Genomic DNA, 25,947 nt, shown 5'->3' on the forward strand with positions numbered 1-25,947 from the left:
TTGGGAAGCGGTATTTGCTGGTCAATTTACATTTTTCAGTGTTCATTTTGCAATTTGCAATCAACACCGAGGCCGGTCAGCCACAAACCCCCAAAGTCGTCCAGTTTCCCTCCACGCAAACATTTTCATCAGCCCAGCGTAACCCTCACCATCGGCAACACCCAAACCACCGCTCTGGTTTTCCTGACCCCACGACTCGCAAACGAGTTTGACAGTAGCGTGTTCTTAGCTGTGGGCAAGAGTTCCATACGCCTAGAAAGAAATAGGTTTCCGCGCACGGATGCGCAATGACCGACACTGAAAATTCCTCGAGAATTCGTTTTGTTACAGAAGTACTTCGCATCGATTCGACTGGCTTTCGCACTGGTGTGCGTTGGTGCCAGCTTGATATTGGCTGCTCAGTGGTTGGGGTTCGTTCCCGACGCTGCGAAGCTAGAGATGCGTGCGCGCCGTGACCTCAGCGAAACCATCGCAATCACGGCCACCCATCAAATCCGAAACAAGCAATGGATCGATCTGCAGCGAAACCTGCAAGCCATCGTCGATCACCATCCTACGCTGCTTTCGATCGGCGTTCGCAGCAACATGGGAACGTTGCGAGTCGATGCCGGACACCACGCCGGTATCTGGCCCGAAGTGATCTCGATGGACGACTTGTCGCTCAAAAATCCTGAAAAGCTTGTCATTAACGAACAGAAATCGGTCGGCGTGGAAACCGCATTTGTTCCGATCCATCTGAATCGTCGCCCGTGGGGTCGAATCGAATACTGCTTTCACCAACCGATCACATCAACGCTGGGTCAAGCACTCGCGCAACCGTTGTTACGGCTGGTTTCATTCTTCATTGTCGCGGGACTGTTCAGCTATACCCTTTTCGTTGCCAGAATGCTGGGCGTGTTCAGTAGCACGCAAGTCGTGCCCGACCGCGTCCGGCAAGCACTCGATACGTTGGCCGAAGGATTGCTGGTTCTGGACGAATCCGGAAAAATTGTGCTCGCCAATCAAGCCTTCGCAGCAATCGTCGGAAAGCCCGCCGAAGAACTGGAAAGCAAACTGGCTGACGACCTGGACTGGATCCAGGAAGACCTTGACCAGAACGGAGCGTCGCCTTGGTCGTTGGCAATCGAAAAATCGATCCTGCAAAGCGAGTGCATGCTCCGCTACGAACTGGAAGACGGCACCGAGCGAATCTTCAGCGTCAACGCCGCGCCGCTTGGAAAGGGCAAGTCCGGTCGAGGTGCATTGGCCACGTTCCGTGACGTCACCCACGTCGAAGAGCACCGGATTGAGCTGGAACGAATGCTGAACCTGCTGGAACACAGCCGGGATGAGATCAATCGCAAAAACGAAGAACTGCAAATCCTTGCCACCCGAGATTCGTTGACCGGTTGCCTGAATCGTCGTGCGTTCTTTGAAGAGTTTGAAACGATCTGGGAAGACGCCAAGAACGAAGGCAAGTATCTGTCTTGCATCATGATCGACATCGACCATTTCAAATCGGTCAACGACACCTACGGACACCATATCGGTGACGAAGTGTTGCGAGAAGTTTCCCGAGTCGTCCGTGAACTGTTCCAAGAATTTGGTCTGGTGTGTCGATACGGTGGCGAAGAATTCTGTGTCTTGCTGCCGGAACATCATTCCGAACAAGCGGTCATGCAGTCCGAAAAAATTCGCGCCGCGATCGGAAAAGTGCGTTTGGAAGATCCCGCTGAATTGCGTCTTACCGCCAGCCTGGGTGTGTCAGAACTGCGTTTCAATGCGACCGAGCCACAAGATTTGATCAACCAAGCCGACGCGTGTTTGTATGTCGCTAAACGCGGCGGTCGAAACCAAACGGTGCTGTTCAATAGCAGCATGGTCGTTGAAGAAGACGCGGCACCCGAAGAAACAATTACAGTTAGCCGAGTCGAAATTCCCTACAAGGCCGTCACAGCATTGATGTCCGCTTTGTCGTTCAGAGACACCAAGACAGCCGAGCATTCACGACGAGTGTCCGACCTTTGTGCTCGCGCGTCCGAAGGATTGATGGACATCAGCGATCGTTACGTCCTGGAAGTCGCTGGACTGTTGCACGACATTGGCAAGATCGGCGTGCCGGATCACATTCTGTTCAAACCCGGCGCACTGACACCGGAAGAATGGGAAATCATGGGCCGACACGATGACATCGGAGTCGAAATTGTCACCGGTGGCTTCGACTGTCCTGAACTGTCCTCGATCATGGCCAATCACCACGCCTTCTTTGACGGAAAAGGCCGCGAAACCGATTTGCCAACCGGACACGACATCCCCGTGGGTGCTCGTTTGCTATCGATCGCCGACAGTTACGATGCGATGGTTTCCGATCGTCCTTACCGAAAAGGTCGCAGCCACGCCGAAGCGATCACCGAACTTCGCGATTGCGCCGGCACGCAATTCGATCCTGAATTGGTCGAACACTTCATCAAAAAAATCGACGCGGCAATGCCCGAAACCGCATCAGGTGCGATGGCAATTCGCAAACTAGCCGCCATCGAAATCGGCAGCCAAATTGAGCTGTTGGCAACCGCGATCACCGCATCGGATGTAAACCAAATCCAAGAACTGTCCGATTCGTTGACCAGCATGGCCGATTCGATTGGCCTAAGCAGCATCAGCGAGGCAGCAAGTCATCTCTCTGGCCGCGACCATGAATTGGTCACCAGCACTGAACTGCTTCGCGAAGCACGTGACCTGGTCGACACCTGCCGATCCACCCAAAGCAACTTCTTGCGTCTGAGCCTGGAATCCCAAGCAGACCAAACCGAAACGCCGAAGGTAGACCGCTAAAAAGACGCGGTCATTATCGATACCCCTTCATTTCTACCGCGCAGCTATAACAGCCAACGCCGTGAACGGGTTCTAAATTGTCTACCCGCCGTGACCACACCCCGCGCACTGCACAACAAAAAGTAGCATGGCGGCCCCCCGCCGTGACCAACCCCCGCGAACCGCACGACAAAAAGTAGCATGGCGGCCCCCCGCCGTGACCACACCCCACGCACCGCACAACAAAAAGTAGCATGGCGGCCCCCCGCCGTGGACACACCCAGCGTACTACACGACGCGCGGGGCGATGCCCACGCGGTTAAACAATTTGAGCTCTACCCGACTGACCCCTAGCGGGCCTAGCTACGAAATATTTCGCCAGGTACGGAACCTGTTTCAGGACAGCATCCAAATCAGCTAGCGTGCGGTTCCTGCACGTATCCCGCTTGCTTGAACCAAGTTAGAAAATCACCACGCAACCTCAATTCGCCCGTTGAACTTGAAACCACAATTCGCGAATTCGATTCTTCCAACGGCTTGCCAACGATTCGGCGTGATAACCAAGCAATGCAGTGACTCGTGTTCCAGCCGGTATTTCCATCGCGGTTTTGCCATGCAATGAAACACGACCTCGGAACGCGGGTTCGATCAATCGCATCGATGCGACGTCCTCTTTCGCATCATTGTCACCAAAATCCGCACGGCGTACTGCCAGCGAACCACCTTCGGTCACCGCCATTGCCGGCGACGGCAATCGATCCGTGGCTCGCGGTTCAATTCGTTCAAGCCTTCCTCGCAGCGACTGACCACCGGCATCCAAAATCCGAATCTGCTGCCCCAGGTAGCTGCGTGAATCCTCGACAACTTCTTGGCCAATCACTGCAACGATTTCTTTGTCCGTATCAGCCGCAACGATCAACATCGACTCGCCTTCCTCTGTGTAGTCACCGATTCGTTGACTCAACATCGGAGCGATCACGCGGCCCGAACGCGGCGCAAGCACCTTCAACGCAGCCACCTGACGTCGAAGCGGCATCAATTGTTCATCAAGCGATATCTGATTCCGACGGATCAACTGTTCGGATGCAGAATCATGCTCTTCCGTAGCTTGCCGTAGTCGAATTTCGTTTTGCTGCCTCGTCAACTCCATCGAAGCCAATCGATTCGTCAACTGGTGGTTTTCAAGGTCCAACAGAACCTGTCCCTGCTTGACGTTTTCACCATCACCGACGTGAATCACACGAACGAAACCCGCCGCTTGAGCACGCACGACGGTTTCCGGCAAGAATTGAACGACCGCTGGCGCACCAATCGAAGTTGGAACGGGGCAAACAATCACAAGCCATCCGATTGCAACCAGCAACCCAGTTCCGATCAAAAGAGGACGCAACGAAGCGAAAACCCCATCGGCCAACTGCCGCCTGATCGCATCCACGATCACCTTGATTGGCGGCCCCAGCCATAACCCCATCCCAAGCATCGCGATGACGATTCCGGCCCCTGAAAACATCGCCGAAGCGGCCATGAACAAGGTGGTGCAAACGACGACTCGCCAAAGGATCGCCGCGATACCGTAAAACAAGACGAAGGGCTGTCGCCACGAACCCAAAGTTGGCTGGTTTGAATCTTTGCCGGTCAGAATCCAAGCCAACGAGCGACGCACTGACGCCGATCCCTCCGCCGCAAGGTTTGGAACGTCAATCAAGTCAGCGAGAATGAAGTAACCGTCGAAACGCATTAAAACGTTTGCGTTAAACAACAACGTCGAAACGCCTGCGGTAACGATGACCTGGAACAACAGAAACCGAGCTGCGTCTGAAGGCGCGGCCAGCCAAGCAAAAACCGCAATCGCCGCAATCAGCAACTCGACATACATCCCCGCCGACGCCACCGCGATCCGCGCCCATCGCGAATTCATCCGCCAACAACTGCTGACATCGACATACGCCAACGGCGCAAGCAACACAAACACCATTCCAGCCTCGTACACTTCGCCGCCCAGTCGCCTGCACGCAACTGCGTGCGCAAATTCATGCACCACCTTCAACACAACCCAGGCAACCAGAATCCCAAACCAATTGCCCGGCAAATATAACGCCGCCGATGATGCCGAAAACTCAGCCCAATGACTCGCCAAAACGACCATCGCCGCTGCGATCAACAACACGCCAACCAACGTTGCAGCACGACAAAACAACGCACTCATAAACCGTGACGCTCGATCGATGATCAACGTCGAACCCGCCAACGGAACCTTGATCCAGAACGGATTCCATTTCCCTAGGCTCTTCAACACACCGTGATCAGAACTTCGTTTCACTGTTCGGCTAGGCGATGGAACCGAAGGCAAATGAGCAAGTTCGTTGGCAATCAGCCATCGAGCGATCGTGGTCGCGTCCGAAGTCGTCGGAGCACGCTTGCCGAGTTTTGCGGCTGCCAAACCACACGCTTGCGGCAGTGTCGTTTTGCCGTCCAGCAAGGACAGCAGCACATACTCTTCATAGCCAACGCGAAAAAACTTATGCAGCTTTGGGATTTCAATTCGGTACACCAATTCACCGCGTTGATGAATCGGCCAGAACTTCAAGTCACTCGCCAGACACAATTTCTGTTGTGATAGATCAAGCGTATTGGGATCTCGATGCATCATCGCCTACCACCCAATCGCATGGCGGACGGCATGGATCGCAGGATGAAACCAATTCCATCCAAGCGGATGTCGATCGCCAATAATCGATGCCCTGCCCTGCATCCCAGGCCGAAAAAGCCCCCCGGGGTCTTTTACGAGGACTTCGGCAACGAAAACGTTTTCGTTTGATCGCAGTTCGGCTTTGGGATGAACACGTTCAACGATCCCGCTGATCTTACGGTTCGGATAGGCGTGTACAAAGAATGTGACCTCCATCCCGGATCGCACTTCGGCAATATCAGCCTCGGGAACCGCGACCATCGCAACCATCTCGCCCAGCGGTGCAAGCTCGAACAACGATTCGCCTCGCGACATCGGCATACCTTCGCTTTGCACCGGATCGCCGCTGACCACAACCCCATCGATCGGGCTTCGTATTTCCGATCGCTGTCGTTGCAGTTCCAGCAATTCGATTTGATTCTTCAAACGTTCTAGGTCAAGCGCAGCAAGCTTGCTGCCCGCAAAATCATGGTCCACCATCAAAGCTTTCCGCTCTTGTTCTGACCGATCCCACTGAGCACGGCTTCCCGCGATCTCGAAATCAATTTCTCGCGGGTCCATCGACGCCAGCAAGTCACCGACCGCGACGCTATCACCCGGCTTTACATGAGCCTGCTTAAGCGGGCCGTCAAAGGGAACCGCAATGAACCGCCGCTGGACAGGTTGCATTTCCAGCGAAGCGGTAACTCGGTAGCGAACAGGCAACAGCATCAAAATCATCAGCAACACCAAACAACCACCCATGATTCTGCCGCGACGTCCACGCGTCATTTGCATCGTTGACCGCAGTGCTGAATCAATCCATGACGGTTGTTCGTCGCAAATCCGCGTCAGCGAACTGCTCAGCGGAATCGATGCGACACGAAGGAAGCTTTGGGCGGATGAACTCTGTGCATTCATCAACATCAAAACGCCCCGACCTGAAAGACTTTCGTCAATCGAATCGGCTTCCGAAAGTCGCACGGCAAGGATTGACTTGATCGACAGCGTTTTCGCGAGTTGCCCAATCGACATCGACGCGTGGCGATTGATGTCGTCAGTAACGGGCCAAGTGGTAAGCGAATCGCGTGCAGCACTCTCTTCGGCTGCAGCGATGATCATCGCATCTTCTGCTGCATCGGTTTGCTGGTCTGATTGTGGCTTGGAACGATCGCCAGTCCGAGCGATCATCGCCAATCCCTGTCCGTTGTGTTTACGCCAAAGCAAAACCACTTCGCTAGCCAAGCATTCATCTTTGACGGTACGCACGACCTGTTCGGCCGCTTGATGCAATGTGCTGCAACGGTCGCAAGACGATTGCATCGCAATGACTGACGCAAGCGTTCTGGCAACCTGCTGCGACTGCTCCAACGCATCGTTCTGCTCCGATGCATCGTTCTGCTCTGTTGCATCGTTCTGCTCTGATGCATCGTTCTGCTCCGGCGTCACCACAGGCGCAGCAATCCCGGATCCCAACGGAATCGCGTTATGACCAACCAGGATGGATGAATCGAGCATTGATTACCTGCGTGAAACTTGCGTCGTGATCGGCGTCGCTTCCATCGATCGGCTTGGCAACGTCCATCGGCACGTCACACCGCTGGGAATTTCTCGTTTGCCATTCGCGATACGTACCTTCACCCGCACCGTATTACTTTCCGGGTTCGCGATCGGCGACACAAACACAATCTCGCCCGGACAAGTTTCGCCGTCATATCCCAAATCCAACGAGATCATTTGACCGGATTCCAAACCGATCGCAGCCCGTCGTGGAACTGAAAACACCGCCTTCAACGCATCCAGTTGAACAATTTGCATCACGACCGGGTCTGTCATTGATACGAATTCACCAACCTGTTTTTCAATCGCGATCACAACGCCCTGGATGGGCGATTCAAGGTGACGCTGCCGAATTTGTTGCTTGACTCGCTGGTATTCGAGATGCCGCAATTCCTGCTCTTCGCGAACGCTCTGCAACCTTGCATTCGCCTGACTCAGTTCCATTTCCGAACGTGCAAGTTCGCGTGGCGTTGCGTTTCCATTCTTCTGAAGCGTTCGATAGCTGTCCAACTGCTGCTGCTTCATTTCGACATCCGCCTCAGAGATTTCCAATGCACCGGTAGCGTTTCTGGCAGCCAATGCGAGCTCCAGCGATGAACGCAACACCGCATCGTCTAGCTTTGCCAACATCTGCTTTTTCGTAACGGAATCGCCCTCCTTGACCAACACCTTCTCAATCACACCGTTCTCTGGCGACGGCAACGCAACTCGCAAATACGGTTCAGTAAATGCTTCAATCGTTTCGGCGTTAGCCGCTGTTGGAACAACCAATAAGACTGCAACGAAAGCGATCGTCCAAGATTTGTTTTGTGAAGTTTGCATAACGGCGAATCGATCAAAATAGTTCAGAAACATGACAGTCGTCAGTGAACGCCACACGGCCTACGTTTGTAAATCGCCAACAAATGGTGGCGTTCATCGTCAAAGTTGCCAACATCTAGCGGGCGTTTGATCGCTGCTTGACCACAACTTTGAAACATCGTGATCACTCGCTAACAACCGTTTGCGACTTGCACTGGCGGCTTGTTGCTGGCGAGTTTGCACGCGAAGCAAATTCTTTGAAACGTCTGGCATTTCGGACGATGGACTGTTGCTGTATCGGCCAATGGCACGCGCAATCCAGGGGGCATGGTTGGCGACCAGGGCGTCGTCGGCTGAGACAAATGTTTGTGATGATCCTGGATCGCCGCACCTTGCGCAGCGGCCGACTAATTGCCGGTCCACGCGAGCGAGTGTGTGCTTTTGGGTGACGATGACATGCAGACCGCCGGCCCGCTTCACTTCATCGCTCAACGGAATATCGGTCCCACGCCCGGCCAGATTGGTTGCGACCGTCACTGCACCCGACTGCCCCGCCAAAGCCACCAACGCCGCCTCATCGGCATCTTGAATCCCGTTCAGCAATTCAAACCCGATCCCCTTCGACTCCAACACCGACGCAACTTCCAAACTCTCGGCGATGCTAAGCGTTCCGATCAACACCGCTCGACCAACGTCGATCATCGCTTCCGTTTGCTCAGCGATCATTGCCCACTTTGAATCTTTATCAAGCGAAACTTGAATCGGCATCTCAACACGTTTCGATGGCAATCTTGGCGGAACCGTTTCCATTGCCAACCCGTACACCGACGCAAATTCTGATTCGCATCCGGTTGCCGTGCCCGTCATGCCGCCAATGAATCGATAACCACGAAAAAACCGCTGCCGCGTGATCCGAGCCAGTGCTTGGGTCTCGGGTTGAATCGGAAGGCTTTCGCGGGCTTCAATCGCTTGCTGCAGTCCATCAGACCACGTGCGATCTTGGAAAACACGACCAGTTGACGAATCAACAATTTGAACGCTTTCGTCTCGAACAACAAAGTGAATGTCACGCTGGTACAGGTGCTTTGCTCGCAGGGCCGCGATCACGTATTCGTGCCAGGGCCGGATCAGTGATGGGTGGACTATCCATGTACTCGCATCCGAATCGTAAACGCGATCGAATCCTTGGTCAGTCAACCGAACTTGCGAACGACCAAAGAATTCAAAATCATCACCGACCGACAATCGATCCGCCCATTCTTTGGCGGCGACATGGATCGGTGCATCAGGCGACTGGCCGTCTTTTGATCCGCTTAGCAGAAGCGGCGAGACAGCATCGTCGATCAAAACGTGATCAATTTCATCGACAATCACCGCCGACAGACCTCGTTGCAATTTCGTTTCCTGACGCTGATCTGGCTTGGCAAGCGAGTAAAACCGCTTAGCACGTCGATGGTGGTCGCCTGCATCAAAGGCGATCTGGTCGCGCAGATAATCGAAACCAAACGTGTTAGCCGCAGCGTAGGTAATGTCGGCTCGGTACGCGGCCTGTTTTTCGGTCGTCGTACTCGAATCGATTACCAAACCGGTTGAAACCCCCAGCAGCTCGAACGCCGGTTTCAGCTTTTCATGGTCGCGTTTTGCCAAGTAGTCCGTCGGCGTCGCGACATGCACACCGGCCCCGCTAAGCGATGCAGTGTAGGCCGGAATCGCTACCGACAACGTTTTGCCTTCGCCGGTTTGCATCTCCGCGACCGCACCTAAACTGACAATCAAACCAGCATGAATCTGAACGTCAAACAAAGTCAATCCAAGCGAGCGACGGATTGCTTCGACCACGCCTGCGGCTGACAAAACCAACACCGAATCCGTTCGCGGATCTTGGCCCGACTGAACAAAACGTCGCAGGTATTCGGTGTGCCGCCGTAGATCCGTTGGTGGCGCGTCTTGCAGGCTCTGCGCAACATTTCTTGCGCGACCAATCATGCTGGGCAACCAATCTGGTTGGCGCAGCAAGCGTTTGGTTTGACGGGCTAGCGCAGATCGATCTTGCTGCGTAGGAGATATCGCAATCACGGTGATTGGCTCCAAACGTCAGAATCGCTGGACCAAATTTCAGGCGACGAAGGCGGCAGGTTTGGATTGTCGAACCTCAGCAACACTCCCATTGTCTTGCGCAGTTGCACCCATGACATCGCGTAACCGACCTGCGCGGCTACGAAAGATCGTTCTTCGTCCGCCAACCGTTCCTGCGCGTCTAGCAAATTCTCGATCAACAACACCGCCGACTCATTCGGATCGGGCAACAGTTCCCAGCGCTGTTCCAAATAATCGACTTCACGATTCGCTGCATCGATCGATTGTTTTTTGGCGACCATTTCGCAGTAAGTCGTTTGCGTTTCGCGTACCGCCAATTCCACTTCGGTGAACGCTTCTTCGGTCGTTTGCTGGAACTCGTGCATCGCACGTACCATTTCCCAGCGGTTGCGAGCCAGCCGGGCTTGGGCGGCACGATTTCCGATCGGTACTTCGTACAACAAACCAGCCGCATAGCTGGGACGTCCTTCGGAGAACTGGTTCGTGAACGCGCCAAAGGTATCTCGTTGGGCATCCAAACCGGCGACGTGGGTGTGCAGGATCAAATCCAACCGCGGCAACACTTGATTCTTCGCCGCGCCGACTCGTGCAGAAACCGCTTGGATCTTTCGTATCGAATCAGTAATGTCGGGTCGGTTGTCCAGCGCTGTGATCGTGGCATCACGCGGGGATATCGTGACCGGCATCGCCAGCGGCATGTCTTGCGGAATCAGTTCCATGTGATTGGATCGGCCAAGCCCCATGTTTCCGGTCAACGAAGGGTCGCCGGTCAACAACCGCAGCCTGGCTTGCGAGTTTCGGATCCTTGTTTCGGTTCGCACCAAATCGGATTGCCTGCTGGCGACGGCCGCCTGCGCCCGCAAAACTTGGCGGGTGTGCGAATCGACTCCATTGCGAGCTTTCAAAACTTCTAGCAACTTGGTGGCGTTCTCGTACAGTCGATCTTGTTGCAACCACTGAGTCCTCGCTTGATACAACGACCAATACGCCCGCGTCACATCGATCAGATGATCCTCAAGCTCGCTTCGCACTTCGGCTTCGGCCAGCTTCAAATCGATCTGAGCTAAAACGATGCGAGTTTCATTCACCGCGCGACCACGGTTCCGCATCAACGGCTGAGTAAAATTGATTTCCAGTCGCGTCGTGCCCTGCGGATTTGGAATCAGAAACGTCGAATTGTTTTCCTGGAATCCGCCACGCTGGGCCAATTCAAACGTCCCGCCCGACCTTGCGCTTCGACGGACACCGGCCGCGGAGGAAAACGTTTCGTCGCGGAACCGTTCGGAATTGTCACCGGTGGTCAACGCGCTGCCGACCGGTTCATTGGTGTCGGCAAACTTGCCTTCCACAAACGCAGTGGAATCGAAGGCGGCATTTTCAATCACCAGATCGTTTTGCCGAATTTTCGGCTCCGTCAAAACGCCCTTCACCAGCGGCGACATCGACAGTGCCGACTGCGTCAATCCAGCCACATCAACACTGTTGGTTGCCGAAGCGAACCCAAGCGGTGCCGATACGCCGGTTTCCCACCAAGCGGCCAAATCAATGGGAATCGCTGTATCCAAGTCGTCATCGATGCGATCAAGCGGGCCACAAAACGGGACCGGCGGATTCGCGTCAAGGGATTGGGCACGCGCTCGGTACGGGGCCAATTGGCAATCTTGCGGACCATGCGACACAGGGCCAGGAATCTCTGCGACACAACGCGGCCCAGTATTTGTTTGCTGCGTGACACCGTAGCGAAACTCGCCAAGCGTCTCGCCCTGTAACATCGAATGTCCGAAAGTACGGCCGCCTTCCGCTGCGGGATTGTTGACCTCTTCGATCAGCCCCAAGTCCGTTAACGGTTCAGGTGCAAACTCTTGTGCCTGCAACGAATCGATCGCCGTCGGCGCAGCAGCTAACAGCATGACGCGGATGGCGAGGAACAAACGGCGGTTGGATAAAACGAGTTTCACGCTGGACTGGTCGTGACGCGGGCGATGTCTTTGTGCGAACAGACGTCCCCAATTCGGCAGAGCGCACGGAGTCAAAATCGGCAAAACCCTCCCAACCGCTCCACGCCGAATTTGCGATTCTTATCGTTTCGAGCCGCACTATTGCACAAAGATCATTCAGTCGGCCAAGGATCTCATTCTCTTTCGCCGTCTTGGCGATCAATTGCGACCTACGGCCTACCTATCCCGCACAGTTCCTCTGGACGACGTAGACCGTCATTCACGTTGGAAACGGCGTCGTCCTGAAACAACGGCGGCAATACGCGGCGCGAAACATGTCAAAGAAAATCAATCGCTGGTGGCAGCAATGGATGATTGCGACAGACGAGTTCCGCACCCGCGCCAGCGAAGCCTTTGATGCTTCACCAAGCTCTGGGCGTCGCAAGCTGGCGTTGCAACTGAACGAACTTGAACCGAGACTTTTGTTCAGTGCCACGCCGTTTGATGTCGCCGCAATGGCAGGCGCAGAAGAAACCGGCATCGGTGACGCAGGCCAGGTCACGGCCGAATTTACGGCGACGGAATCCGAAACAGATTCAATCGAGACGCTCGCCAACCAATCCAATGCTGATCAAACCGCAACTGAAATTGTGTTCATCGATTCAGCGGTTCCAGACTTGCAACAACTGCTCGATGACCTCAATCAGCCCGGACGCAACCTCGAAGCGTTTGTCTTAGACGCCGATCGCGACGGAATCGATCAGATCACCGAAGTCCTTGATTCGCGCAGCGATCTATCGTCGATCCACATCGTTTCTCACGCTGAAAACGGATCCGTCAAACTCGGCAATTTGTGGCTCGGCGAATCCAACCTTGATGCCTACGCCGGTCAATTGGCTGCTTGGCAATCGTCGTTGACAACCGACGCTGACATCCTGCTTTACGGATGTGACCTCGCACAAACGCAAAGCGGTCAAACCTTTCTTGATTCGATCAGTGCGCTGACCGGCGCGGATGTTGCCGCCAGCGATGATGACACGGGACATGCAACGTTCGACGCAAACTGGGAACTCGAATACGCCACCGGCTTGATTGAAACCGACGCCGTCTTTAGCGATCAACTGCAAGACCATTGGATTGGAAAACTGGCAACGATCACGGTGACGACCAACTTAGATGTCGTCGATGGCGACACAAGTTCAGTCGGCATTCTGCAAAACAATCGAGGTGCCGATGGCATGATCTCGCTGCGTGAGGCAATTCTGGCTGCCAACGCAGGTTCGGGCGGCGATACGATCCTTCTTGGCTCTGGAACGTACACGCTGGCAATTACCGGCGATGACAACAATGGTCTTGTTGGTGACCTGGATATTACAGAGTCTGTTTCGATTATCGGCGTTGATGCCCGTTCGACCATCATCGACGGTGGCGGCATCGATCGTGTTTTTCACCTACGCCAAAACACCACGGTTGTCAGCCTATCGAACTTGACGATCCAAGGTGGATCAGCGGAAGACAACGCAGGCGGAATTTTTGTTGACAACAAAAGCACGCTAAATTTGACCGATGTATCACTGCTGAACAACGACGGCGACAACGGATCGAATGCCGGTGACGGCGGTGCCATCTATGTAAAAGGAACGCTCAACGCGAACCGAGTCACCATCGCGGGCAACACCGCCGTTTCAGGTGCAGGTATCTACTTTGACGACGCTGAAGGCGGGAAGCTGACGAACGTCACCCTCAGTGGCAACACGTCAACGTCGCAGGGCGGTGGGATCTACAACGATGACAGTATCATCACGGTCAACAACTCGACCATCACCGAAAACCACGCTAGTAATGGAGGAGGCATTCGCAATGCGACCGGCACCGTCTCGCTCTCCAACACGATCGTGGCCGGCAACACGGCTGGCAGCTTGAATGTGGATGTGCTGGGAAGATTTTCCAGCGACGGTTCAAACTTAATTGGATCGATAAGCGGAACGCTTGGGTTAAACAACGACATCAGCGGCGTTTCCGCTGGCTTAGGTTCGCTTGCTGACAACGGCGGCCAAACGGACTCGCACGCTTTGTTGGCCGGAAGTCCAGCGATTCACGCGGGCGCCATCAACGGCTCGGCCTCGACAGATCAACGTGGTGCAGTCCGCAATGGTCCGGTGGACATCGGATCCTTTGAGCTTCAGATCGGTTACCAGGAAAGTCTGTGGCTATCGACAAGCGATGACGTTTCCAACAGCGGAACAACGGGACTGCAAAACTGGACCAGCGGCGAAGCGATCACACTGGGCGACCCAAATTTGAACTTGGGATCGGCAACCAGTGATGGCACCATTTCCAGCTTGTTTAACCTGGACGATTTCGTTGACGGGACGGCTGACATTGATGGCCTGCACTACGTTTCACGTAACGTGACCGTCGGTGGATCGAATGCCGTTGACCTGCAAATCGGTGACGTTCTGTTTTCGACTCAGGCCGACGAAGAGATCAGCATCGGTGGGTTGCAGTTTGACAGGACTGACATTGTGTTGTTTCGTCCGACCGATTTGGGCGACTACAGTTCAGGAACGTTTTCGATTTTGATGGAAGAAATCGATGACGCGGGGCTAAACCAATTGATGGCGTTCAGTTTGGTTGAACAGGACACGATTGTTGGTGACGTTACGCTGCAAGCTGGCGATTTCCTGTACGCCAGCGGGCGTGCTTTCACGAACAACGACGTCTATTGGTACCAAACCACGGACGCCGGTGCTGGAACAACATCGGGCACGCGAACCAAGTTGCTCGAAGGCGAAGACATGGGATTAGGCGTCTTTTCCAGTTTCATCACCGGCATTGAATTGATCGAAACAGATATCACCGTTGGTGGAAAATCGCTGACCAGTGGCATGCTGCTTTTGCAAGCCACCGGAAACAACAACAGCGTTGGTGACGCGGTATCGATCAGCACAACCGACAAAGACATTTTTGTCTTAGAAGTCCTTGAAACCATTCCCGGCGGCGGCGACACCAACGCAAACGCGTTCATTCTGCTGCGTGGCAGTGACATTGGTTTGAACAGCAACGACGAACGCATTGACGCGATCGCGCTCGGGCCAAACGCCTACCTCAACTCTGCTCCGACCAGCATTTCGCCAAGTTCGATCACGGTCAACGAAAATACTGACGCAACCAGTGGTTATTCGTTGGCGACGCTAACCACCACCGACGTTGACGCATCAGAAACCTTTACCTACTCGATCGTCGGCGGCGCAGATCAACTGAAATTTTCGATCGGCGGCACCAGTGGCGATGAACTGATCCTGACGGACGGCATTCTGGATTTCGAGAACAACACCGACTACGAAGTCATCGTACGCGTGACGGATTCGGCGTCCAACCATCACGACCAAACGATTTCAGTCTCGGTAATTGACCTCGACGACGACGACGTCCCAGTGGGGCTTTCCGACCATTACGTCATCGGCGAAGACACAACTCTTAATTCGATTGACGCTTGGTACGATGCCGATTGGGGATTTCGTCGCACGATTACATTTGAAAATTCCAATCGCACCACTGACCTGAATGGTTTCCCTGTACTAATCAAATTAGATGCGTCGCGGATTGATTACGCTCAAACGCAAAACAACGGTCAAGACCTACGCTTCGTCGATGGCGATGGAACGGTGCTGGCGCACGAAATCGAATCCTGGGATGCATCAGGAACCTCCTACGTTTGGGTCAACGTCCCAACGATCGACCAAGGTTCCAACAGCGACTTTGTTTGGATGTACTACGGGAATAGCAGTGCAAGCGACGGTCAGGATCGCCATGCCGTCTGGTCCAGCGGCAACCAAGCGGTGTACCACTTGGACAATTCGACTTTCGACGGAACCAGCAATAACAACGGCGGCACCAACGCGGGTGCGACGTTCGTGGAAGGTCGATTCGGTGATGCGCTTAGCTTTGATGGTACCGACGACATCGTCACCATTCCGTCTAGTTCAAGCATCGACGACGTCTTTTCAAACGGCGGAACGGTGTCGGCTTGGTTCAATGCGTCAGGCTGGGGCGAAAACAACTTTGGTCGCATTGTCGAAAAACCTAGCGGCATAACGCCAAGCCCCAATGGTTGGAGCTTACTGCTAGACGGAAACAGACAATCGCTGCTTTTCAACCACGGATTCTCAGGAAACCACGCTCAATGGCGAGTCCAATCCAACTCGGTAACGCTCGGACAATGGCACCAGGTCACCGTCGTTTACGACGCCAGCTCATCAGGAAATGCCCCGACCATTTACCTGGACGGCGTTGCACAATCGCTAAACCAAACTAACACTCCGACCGGAACAGCACTCTCCGACGCCGGCCTTGATATAAACATTGGAAATCACACAGCACTGAACCGAGCCTTCGACGGCGTGATTGATGAAGTGCGATTGTCCAGCAACGCTCTGTCAAACGAACAAGTGACCGCGTTGTACGAATCAGCGACCGACAACTTGGTCACCTTTGGATACCAACAGACAGCCGCCGGAGTGATCGGCAACGACACCGATCGCGACGGTGACACGCTGACTGCAACCTTGGTCGGCGGCGATCCCGCCAACGCCGCTGCATTCAATTTCAATTCAGACGGCACGTTCACCTACACACCCGATGCCAACTTCAACGGCACCGACACCTTCACCTATCGCATTTCTGACGGAACCAACGACTCGGACCTGATCGGAGTCACCATCACAGTATTAGCCGTTAACGATGCACCCACGTTTGGATCGGCCACGTTGGCCGCGATTGGCGAAGACACCGCCAACCCCGCTGGCGAAACCGTTGCCAATCTGTTTGGTGGAAACTTTGCCGACGTCGACGATTCGTCCAGCATGCTAGGCATCATCGTTGTCGCAAACGATGCGAACGACACGAATGAAGGCGTTTGGCAATACACCAGCGACAACACTCAGTGGTTTGACATCGGATCGGTAGACGACGCGGGCAACGGGCTAGCCGTTACGGCCGGTTCAAAAATTCGCTTTGTCCCTGTCACCGACTTCAATGGCACACCCACTTCGCTGGTCGTTCGTGCTCTGGACAACACCTTCACCGGCAACTTCTCTAGCACCGCCGGAACTGAAAACCGTCAAGTCGTCAACACAAGCTCAGCCACACCAACATCAGCATTTTCAAATGCAACAACAACGTTAACAACCACCGTCACAGCGAACGTCGCCCCCGTCATCGGCGGGACCGTTTCCAACCAAGCCATCAACGACGATCAAACAACAGCCCCGCTCAGCACGCTTACCCTAACGGACAACGAAAACGATTCTGTCACAGTCGTCATCACGCTAAGCGGCGGCGATGCCAACGGACAATTCACCACATCGTCATTGACCAGTACCGGATTCACCAAAACCAATGCCGGCGAATACTCGCTCGCACTCGGCACCACCGGCGCAGCACAAGCCGCCATTCGCGGACTTGTCTTCACACCGACGCCCAACCAAGTCGCCGTGGGATCATCGGTCACGACAACCTTCCAAGTCACGGTCAACGACGGCAGAACCACCACCGATTCCGGATCCACCGTAGTCGCGACTTCGGTCAACGACGCTCCGACCGACATCACGCTGTCCAATGCATCGATCGATGAAAACGTCGCCGGCGCAGTCATCGGCACGATCGGCCTGACTGATCCCGACATCGGTGAGACCTTCACTTTGGCGGTAGACGACAATCGCTTCGAGGTCGTTGGAAATAACCTGAAACTCAAAACCGGTGAACAGCTCGATCGCGAATCAGCTTCGTCCATCACTTTGACGATTACGGCGACCGATCAAAATGGAACAGGCTTAAACTACAACGAATCGTTCACGATCACGGTTGGCAACGTCAACGAAGCCCCCACCGACATCACGCTGACCAATGCCAACGTCGCTGAGAACACCGACGGCGGAATCGTCGGAACCGTAAGCGTTACCGATCCCGATGCTGCGGATTCGCATACCTGGACCGTCGATGACACCCGATTCGAGCTCGATGGAACGACGTTGAAACTGCGCGATGGTCAATCACTGGATCACGAAATTGAACCCAGTGTCTCAATCTCGATCACCGCGACCGATCAAGCCGGAATGGGACTCGGTTATAGCGAAACCTTCACGATCGTCACCAGCAACCAAAACGAAAACCCCACCGACATCACCTTGGACAACACAACCGTCCAAGGCGGGGAATTCGGTGCGATGGTTGGCCAGGTCGCGGCAATCGATCCTGACAACGGCGACACCCACACTTGGCAAATCAGTGATTCACGATTTACGGTCATCGACGGCTCGCTGAAATTGAAATCGAACCAGGTCATCAATGCCAGCTTTGAACCAACAATCAATCTCGTCATCACGGCAACGGACGCTGGCGGGTTAACGTACAACCAATCATTAACCATCGACGCGATCCCGCCAGCGATTCCGTTACAGATTGCCCCTGTCGGTGATTCTGGAAACACAGATCCACCACCAGCCGAACCATCAAACACGGACGATCCAGCCGACGAATCTGCGGCAGAGAATTCTAGCGAAACAGAAGCCGCCGAATCAGATTCAAGTGAACGATCCAATGAAGAAGAAACCGGATCATCAGGCGACGAAGCAGCAACCGCCACGTCAAAACGAAGATTGGGGATAGCCCCCGGAACGATCAACAATCGAATCACGGCCGCCAATGTCGCGTCGTCGTCGATCGTAGTCAATGACGTTCAGTCAAGAGACGAATCCGACTCAAAAGCATCCGGCAACACTTCGACCGCCAACTCATTTTCAAACTTTAGATCAGCCTTTGGCACATCGTCTTCGATCGCCAGCAACATCACCATCGACCGCGTATCCAGCGGACTGATCCGCTACGGATTGGGCACGACTTCGCTTGCCACTTCCCAGGCCAACCTTGCGATGATGGCGAAACCCGGCGAAATGTGGAACCAATTTGACCAGCGTTTGCAGGGTCTCGAATCTCAGATCAAGGGTGACCTGATCATGGTCGGTGCCGCGGGCGCTGCAACGTCCAGTTTTATGGTCGGTGTCGCCGCATGGGGACTTCGCACCGGCTTCCTGGCATCCGGTTTGATGGCCCAATTGCCCGCGTGGCGAGCCGTTGACCCGCTGCTGATCATGCAAGGATCCGGGGACGGCGACGATGAATCATTGGAAGACTTAATCAAACGACGAAGTGACGAACTGGACGATTTGGAAGTCCCTGAAATCCAAGTTGACGATTCCATCAAAAAAACCATCTCATGAAAAAACTCTACAACCGCATCCCAATTCGCATCCGAATTTCATTCGGACTCGTTGGACTGATGGTCGGAACGTTGCTGTTCGCAAGCGCGCTTGGATTTTTCCCAAACGAGCAACGTGAAGTCATACGCGGTCGCGCCAAGCTTTGTGAATCGCTTGCGATCAGCGGAACGGCGATGGCATCGTCAGAATGTCTGGACGCGTTTGACTTGATCATCCAATCCATCGTGGCACGTGATCAACAAATTGAATCAATCGGATTTCGTTTAGAAAACAAAGAATTGATCGTAGCGGCCGGTTCGCACGCCACCAAATGGGACGCAGAATCCACCGACCATACGCGATACATGAGCGTCCCCGTTTTCCGCAGTGGAAACAAGTTCGGCGAACTGGAAGTTGCATTCGCAGTCAACAACGGCTTCATGGGATTAAACCTGTGGGCACCCGCTTGGTTGCTGATCATCCTAGTCCCGGGTTGCCTGATTCAGTTTTCGTTTTTCCTGCGTAAGACACTCGAAAGCCTCGATCCCAACGGTGCCGTTCCCGCGCACGTGCGCGACACCTTCGACCGCATGGCCGTCGGCATCATGTTGATGGACGATCGCGACCGAATCATCCTGGTCAATCGATTGTTCACCGACGCGATTGATGCCAACAACGATGACTTGGTCGGCACCAACCCATCAAAGCTGGCCTGGATCCATGATGCGGATGAAGCTGACAACGGAAAAGCTGAACTGCCATGGATCGAATCCAAACGCACCGGTGAAATGGTCAGCGGCCGGGTGCTGCATTTCTTGGTGGGTGATCGACGGATGACCTTTAGCGTGAACAGCACTCCCATTCTTGGGTCCGGCGTGATGGTGACGCTGGAAGACATCACGTTGCTGGAAGAAAACAAGATCGCCTTGGCCGAGGCTCGCAACGCAGCCGAACATGCCAACCAATCCAAGAGTGCGTTCTTGGCGAACATGAGTCACGAAATTCGCACGCCGATGAACGCCGTCTTGGGCTTTACCGAAGTCCTACGTCGCGACCTCGTACGCGACGAAGACAAACGCCGACAACACCTCAACACGATCCATTCCAGCGGCACCCACTTGCTGAACCTGATCAACGACATTCTGGACATCTCCAAAATTGAAGCGGGACGATTAGAAGTCGAAACGATTCCCTGCGAAGTCCATCGAGTGATCGCGGAAGTTGTGACCGTCATGCGAGTGCGTGCAGAAGAAAAAAACATTTCACTCGACTTTGAATTCCCAAGCGAAATTCCGGCGACCATTCAAAGTGACCCAGCAAAGATTCGTCAGATTTTGACCAACCTTGTCGGCAACGCAATCAAGTTTACTCAAAAGGGCGGTGTTAAGATCATCGCCTCGCTGATCCACGAAGCCGGACGACCGCAGATGTTGCTGCAAGTCGCTGACACGGGAATCGGTATGTCCGATGAAGCAGCAGCAAAAATCTTTGATCCATTTTCGCAAGCTGACGCCAGCGTGACGCGAAAATTTGGCGGTACAGGTCTTGGGCTTTCCATCAGTAAGAGTTTTACCGAAGCACTTGGTGGTGGCGTTGGCGTGACCAGCGAAATCGGCGTCGGCAGCGTCTTTGCAGCCATCATCGACACCGGCAACATCGATGATGTTGAAATGATTCGCCCAACGCATCAAGAATTGATCACCGGCGCGTTCGACGACGAACATCTAGCAATCAGCTTGCCCAACATGAAGGTCTTGTTGGTCGATGATGGCGAAGAAAATCGTCAACTGATGAGCCTGATTCTGGAAGAAGCCGGAACCGCTTACGAGACCGCCGAAAACGGATTACAGGCATTCGAGTTAGCGACGAAAAACCAGTACGACGTAATCCTGATGGACATGCAAATGCCCGTCATGGACGGTTACACCGCCACTCGCAAGCTACGCGAAGAAGGATACACCCAACCGATCATCGCCTTGACGGCTCATGCGATGCAGCAGGCCGAACAACAATGCCGCGACGCAGGATGCAGCGGCTTTATGACCAAGCCAATCGACTTTGACAAATTGATCACCGCGCTCGCAGAGATCGCCGGCATCGAAGTCTCCGTTGCCAAAAAACCTGAACCCATTTTATCGCAAAACATCCAGTCATCGCAAAACATCCAGTCCCAAGTTGAAGATTCAAAAATGGCCATTCGCTCGACCTTACCCGTTCAAAAAGACCGCTTCCGAACCATCGTCGCTCAGTTTGTTGCAACACTGGATCAACGGATCCTGGAAATGGGCGAAGCGAATGACCAGGGCAACACGACCAAGGTCGCCGAACTTGCCCACTCGCTGATCGGCGCAGCCGGAAACTGCGGCCTCGGTTCGCTTGCCACATCGGCGACGGAGCTAAAGAAATCGGCCCTCGAAAATAAGACAGACAAGATACCGTTGCTGATCAGCGAAATACGCAGCGTCCGATCACGCATTGAACTTCCCGACGACAACGGCGAATATGCAACCCCGGAAGTTCCAGAACCCAAATCACAGGTCATCGACGAATCGCAAGAAATCGGCCCAATCTTATCGACCCTTCCCGTTCACAAAGCCAAGTTCCACACCATTGTGTCAGGCTTTGTCAACAATCTTGATTCACGTTTCGATGCGATTGAAAACGCGTTGCAGCAAGGCGACCATGACTCATTGACGCAGTTAGCCCACGCAATCAAGGGTGCCAGCGGCAATTGCGGGTTTGGAAAACTTGCGGAAACCGCTGGGCAACTCGAAGCCACCGCACGCGTCGGCGAACTAGAAACGGCAACCGACCTAGTCAAACAAATGCGATCGATCCAATCTCGCATCGAAATGCCGTCGGCACCAGCTGCGCGTTAGGACTGACACAAAGCGAACAACCGCTTCCCCTTTCCAACAACACAGCATGCGTTCACCCAACCAAGAACGCATCCGTTGAATCCGTAGCATAAATTTCACTAGTAAAAAACCTTTCATTGATGACCAGAAGCGGGCAGCCTCAGTGTTTCAAACAAGTACTTTCACCGAACTCGCGGAATCCATTGACGGCGGACTATCGCTGCTGACGCGCGATCTGGGTGAAACGGAGCTGCCGAGTTTCTGCGAAACCAAGCACGCTCGCACCGCGCGGATCATGATCATCGATGATGAAATGATCAACATTGAAATCGTCCAGGCTTACCTGGAAGAAGAAGGCTTTAGAAACTTCCTGACGACAACCGATTCGACCACCGCTGTCGAACAAATTCAATCCGAAAAGCCAGACATCTTGCTGTTGGATATCAACATGCCGCAAGTTTCAGGATTGGAAATCCTGGAAAAGATGCGAGCAAGCAAAGAACTTCGCCTGGTGCCCGCAATTGTCTTAACCGCATCCAATGATCCCGAAGTCAAGCTGAAAGCTCTGCGCCTGGGTGCATCAGACTTCCTGGCCAAACCGGTTGACCCCAGTGAATTGATGCTGCGGGTGCAGAACGTTTTGGCCGTGAAGGCTTACCAAGATCACCTGGCCGACTATTCAATCCAGTTAGAAAAAAAGGTCATGGCTCGCACCCAAGAACTGGTGCTTTCACGACAAGAAGCGATTCACTGCCTGGCACGCGCCGGCGAGTATCGCGACGACGATACGGGGCATCACGTTACTCGTGTCGGTCGTTACGCACGGTTGATTGCCGAAGAACTAGGGTTCGCACGCGAGCGTTTGGACCTGATCGAACAGGCCGCACAGTTGCATGACGTTGGCAAGATCGGAATCCCGGACGCCATTTTGCACAAACCGGGCAAGTTGGATCCGCAAGAATTTGATTTGATGCGGACGCATTGCAACGTTGGGCGAAAAATCATCAATCCGCTTTCGCACGAAGAATCGATTCGCTTGACGACCCACACATCGGTTGGCATGCAGATTATGGGCTCGACCAATTCGCCCGTGTTAAAACTAGCAGCAGTCATTGCCGCTTCGCACCACGAAAAATGGGACGGCAACGGATACCCATCCGGAATTGCGGGAACCGAGATTCCAATCGAAGGCCGAATTGTCGCAGTGGCCGACGTCTTTGACGCTCTCAGTTCATCACGTCCCTACAAAGATGCATTCCCAATCGAAAAGTGCCTGCAGATTTTGCTCGAAGGCCGTGGAACCCACTTCGATCCTGACGTTCTAGACGCCTTCATGCGTCGCCAGGATGAAGCAATCAGTATTCGCACAGAATACGCAACCGATTAAAACCAGCTCGCCTCCCGTGAGCCGCGACGCGTAAGCGGCCGGGCCCTCCGCCAATGAAAACCAGCTCACCTCCCGTGAGCCGCGACGCGTAAGCGGCCGGGCCTAGCGCCAATGAAAACCAGCTCACCCCCCGTGAGCCGCGACGCGTAAGCGGCCGGGCCTAGCGCCAATGAAAACCAGCTCACCCCCCGTGAGCCGCGACGCGTAAGCGGCCGGGCCTACCCACCAATGAAAACCAGCTCGCTTCCCGTGAGCCGCGACGCGTAAGCGGCCGGGCCTACCCACCAATAAAAACCAGCTCGCCTCCCGTGAGCCGCGACGCGTAAGCGGCCGGGCCTACCGCCAATGAAAACCAGCTCGCTTCCCGTGAGCCGCGACGCGTAAGCGGCCGGGCCTACCCACCAATGAAAACCAGCTCACTTCCCGTGAGCCGCGACGCGTAAGCGGCCGGGCCCTCCGCGCACGCCCCGAGGAATTACGGCCTGCGGCCCACCACGACACAACTGCAAACTGCGTCATATCAGCCGCATCCGTTGCAATCGGCTCCATGCTGACAGCTTTTCCACAACGCAGATATTTGCTGACTCGTTCGATCGCGGCGTAAATCACGAAGTTCGCGGCAAATCGACCGCTCAGCGCTCCCCGTTTTGGCCTCGAATCGGTAGCGTGTAGGAGACGATTTTGCGAACACTTTTTCTTGCAATGGATGCCCATGACTCCCGATCCCAATATCGCTGATCCCAACATCGACGATTCGACCAACACTGATTCGACCGACTCCCATTCAAACACTGCCAACGATCTTCAGGACGCTCCCGCCGGCGAGATGAACGATTCCAACGACGCTGATGCTGTCACTGTCAATGGCAACGAAGACGGCTACGAAGATGTCGCGGACGCCGACGATTCGCCCGTCGCGGAACAAGCCGTGGCCGAAGCAGAAGACCTTGAATCCGATACCGAAGCATCAGTCGAAATCGAAGAAGCCAAAGCCGCGTTCGACGCTGACGATGAATCGAATGCGACTGAATCTGTCGAAGAAGAAAGCCAACTCGTTGAATTAGCTGTTCCGTTTGTTGGTCAATGGAACCAATTGATCAGCACATCGAATTGGGAAAAGGGTCGCATCATCAGCGATTGGCGTTCGGCGCTGATCGAGTCCGGTGTTCAGTCCAGCCAGTACAGCGACGAAGCGTGGACACGACGGGTTGGCGGCGTGACCGCGCCCCACGTCGGACGACTTCGCCGCGTGTACGATCGTTTCGCTTCGACCTACGAAACCTATGCCGGTCTTTACTGGAGCCATTTCCTGGCCGCATTGGACTGGGAAGACGCACCGATGTGGTTGGAAGGTGCGACGAAGGAAAATTGGTCGGTCGCAGGAATGCGTGAACAACGTTGGCAGGCACACGGAGCCGTCGAATCGAACCGCCCCACCAATTCACAAATCGTCGAAGTCGACTTGGACGAAGACGTCGAACCGACTCTGCCAGCCGAGGGTGGTGGGCGGACCAAGGAATACGGCGACGAATCAGGCGTTGCATCCGGACCGGTTTATGAGGCACCCGACTTCGGCGAGGAAGACGAATTGATGTCGCTTGGCGGTGCAAGCCCAGACGGCAGCGGCGGCGTTGCCGCGGTCGCCGATCCCGACCAGCCACCGGGCGCTTCCGTTCAACCGTTTTCGGGATTGCCAGAGCTACCCGACGATCTTTCCGACGCCGTGGAATCGTTCAAGCTCGCTCTTCTGCGTCACAAGACATCGAAGTGGGAAAAGGTCTCTGCGGAAACCGTCGAAAAATATCTGCAAGCGTTCGCCGTGTTGCTAAGCAGCTAACGTCGAACGGAATTTCGCTAAAACAGCAGGCCTCCTTCATCGAAAACGGAATCAATTCCGTTCTACAAGCACCCTTCACGGGGTGCTTTTTTCGTGCGCACCCAAAACCCAACGCGATGAATTGTTTAACCGCGTTGGGCATCGCCTGGGCCGCTAAAAGTTTGGGGTTGACATAGTATTTTGAAATTCAGAATTTGTTCCGCTTTGAGTCTAATGCGGCCATTCGAATCGTCGGAGGCAACTCGATCAATTTCCGTCCGGGCTTGTCCCGGCGGAATCACAACTGGCGGCTACCAATGCTCCGCTTCAACGCCAGTTCCAATCTTCTTCAGCCACGATCTCCGCTTCGGGCTTGCCCCGGCGGGATCAACGAATTTCGCTCGATCGCGCTCTCGATCGCGATGGAGGCAGCCAAGTCGTTAGCTCCGCCGGGACAAGCCCGCAACGGAGGCCTACGTGAGAGTACGCTTTCGAAGAATATCTGCAGTTAGGTAGCTCCCAGTTGCCGCTCCGTCCGGGGCAAGCCCGGCGGAAGCAGTCACCATCGCGATGAGAATGAAATCTGCGCAAACGAGAACTGCTGCAACCCCAAACTTTTAGCGGACCAGGCATCGCCCCGCGCGTCCAGGGCCAGCACCACACGTCCGAGTCCAGCACCACGCGCGGGGGCGATGCCTGGGCTGATGAAAATGCGGTGGGTGATGTTATTCGCGAACCAGTCGAACATTGCAAATTGCAAAATGAACACAACAA

The 25,947-nt window shown here is 54.5% G+C and carries 12 protein-coding genes; 6 read left to right on the plus strand and 6 right to left on the minus strand.

Annotation, left to right across the window (positions count from 1 at the left end; all coding sequences use genetic code 11):
• Together RC85_RS28520 and RC85_RS17720 are read left to right on the plus strand one after the other, a co-directional pair.
• The coding region (locus tag RC85_RS28520; protein WP_238383151.1) for a hypothetical protein at positions 1-212 on the plus strand (212 nt) is incomplete at its 5' end.
• Positions 213-321: 109 nt separating this feature from the next.
• The gene (locus RC85_RS17720; RefSeq protein WP_068265238.1) at positions 322-2,811 is read left to right on the plus strand and encodes a diguanylate cyclase; all 2,490 of its coding nucleotides are present in this window, start codon (positions 322-324) and stop codon (positions 2,809-2,811) included.
• 460 nt (positions 2,812-3,271) lie between these two features.
• Here RC85_RS17720 and RC85_RS17725 read toward each other — a convergent pair whose 3' ends face one another.
• The 5 genes from RC85_RS17725 to RC85_RS17745 form a co-directional block, all read right to left on the minus strand.
• Positions 3,272-5,440 carry a site-2 protease family protein gene (locus RC85_RS17725; RefSeq protein ID WP_084422787.1) on the minus strand — a complete coding sequence of 723 codons (2,169 nt, stop codon included), beginning with the start codon at positions 5,438-5,440 and terminating at the stop codon, positions 3,272-3,274.
• A 3-nt stretch (positions 5,441-5,443) separates the two neighbouring features.
• The gene (locus tag RC85_RS17730) at positions 5,444-6,976 is read right to left on the minus strand and encodes an efflux RND transporter periplasmic adaptor subunit (protein ID WP_084422788.1); all 1,533 of its coding nucleotides are present in this window, start codon (positions 6,974-6,976) and stop codon (positions 5,444-5,446) included.
• Positions 6,977-6,979: 3 nt separating this feature from the next.
• The gene (locus RC85_RS17735; protein WP_068265255.1) at positions 6,980-7,840 is read right to left on the minus strand and encodes an efflux RND transporter periplasmic adaptor subunit; all 861 of its coding nucleotides are present in this window, start codon (positions 7,838-7,840) and stop codon (positions 6,980-6,982) included.
• Between the two features lie 99 nt (positions 7,841-7,939).
• Positions 7,940-9,895, minus strand: coding sequence for a preprotein translocase subunit SecA (locus RC85_RS17740; RefSeq protein WP_149752500.1), 1,956 nt, complete (start codon positions 9,893-9,895; stop codon positions 7,940-7,942).
• Positions 9,892-11,874, minus strand: coding sequence for a TolC family protein (locus tag RC85_RS17745; protein ID WP_235033115.1), 1,983 nt, complete (start codon positions 11,872-11,874; stop codon positions 9,892-9,894). The genes RC85_RS17740 and RC85_RS17745 overlap by 4 nt, the downstream gene beginning before the upstream one ends.
• 314 nt (positions 11,875-12,188) lie before the next feature.
• On the opposite strand from RC85_RS17745, the gene RC85_RS17750 reads away from it, so the two are divergent.
• The 4 genes from RC85_RS17750 (at position 12,189) to RC85_RS17765 (ending at position 25,194) form a co-directional block, all read left to right on the plus strand.
• Positions 12,189-19,133 carry a DUF2341 domain-containing protein gene (locus RC85_RS17750; RefSeq protein ID WP_068265242.1) on the plus strand — a complete coding sequence of 2,315 codons (6,945 nt, stop codon included), beginning with the start codon at positions 12,189-12,191 and terminating at the stop codon, positions 19,131-19,133.
• Positions 19,130-21,991, plus strand: coding sequence for a response regulator (locus RC85_RS17755; protein ID WP_068265244.1), 2,862 nt, complete (start codon positions 19,130-19,132; stop codon positions 21,989-21,991). The genes RC85_RS17750 and RC85_RS17755 overlap by 4 nt, the downstream gene beginning before the upstream one ends.
• 142 nt (positions 21,992-22,133) lie before the next feature.
• Positions 22,134-23,357 (plus strand): HD domain-containing phosphohydrolase, encoded by a 1,224-nt coding sequence (locus tag RC85_RS17760; protein WP_068265246.1) that lies wholly within the window; start codon positions 22,134-22,136, stop codon positions 23,355-23,357.
• A 712-nt stretch (positions 23,358-24,069) separates the two neighbouring features.
• Positions 24,070-25,194: a hypothetical protein gene (locus tag RC85_RS17765; protein WP_068265247.1), complete on the plus strand. Its 1,125-nt coding sequence runs from the start codon at positions 24,070-24,072 to the stop codon at positions 25,192-25,194.
• A 538-nt stretch (positions 25,195-25,732) separates the two neighbouring features.
• Here the strand turns inward: RC85_RS17765 and RC85_RS27550 are convergent.
• A partial coding sequence (locus RC85_RS27550; RefSeq protein ID WP_162273226.1) for a hypothetical protein occupies positions 25,733-25,947 on the minus strand: 215 nt, incomplete at its 5' end.

It is taken from the genome of Rubripirellula obstinata, assembly GCF_001642955.1.
In the GTDB taxonomy this organism is placed as follows: Bacteria; Planctomycetota; Planctomycetia; order Pirellulales; family Pirellulaceae; genus Rubripirellula; species Rubripirellula obstinata.

Excerpts from the sequence above, each read along its gene's own strand:
- RC85_RS17755 (WP_068265244.1), top strand. The coding sequence starts at position 19,130 with ATGAAAAAACTCTACAACCGCATCCCAATTCGCATCCGAATTTCATTC.
- RC85_RS17725 (WP_084422787.1), bottom strand. The coding sequence starts at position 5,440 with ATGATGCATCGAGATCCCAATACGCTTGATCTATCACAACAGAAATTG.
- RC85_RS17735 (WP_068265255.1), bottom strand. The coding sequence starts at position 7,840 with ATGCAAACTTCACAAAACAAATCTTGGACGATCGCTTTCGTTGCAGTC.
- RC85_RS17730 (WP_084422788.1), bottom strand. The coding sequence starts at position 6,976 with ATGCTCGATTCATCCATCCTGGTTGGTCATAACGCGATTCCGTTGGGA.
- RC85_RS17750 (WP_068265242.1), top strand. The coding sequence starts at position 12,189 with ATGTCAAAGAAAATCAATCGCTGGTGGCAGCAATGGATGATTGCGACA.
- RC85_RS17765 (WP_068265247.1), top strand. The coding sequence starts at position 24,070 with ATGACTCCCGATCCCAATATCGCTGATCCCAACATCGACGATTCGACC.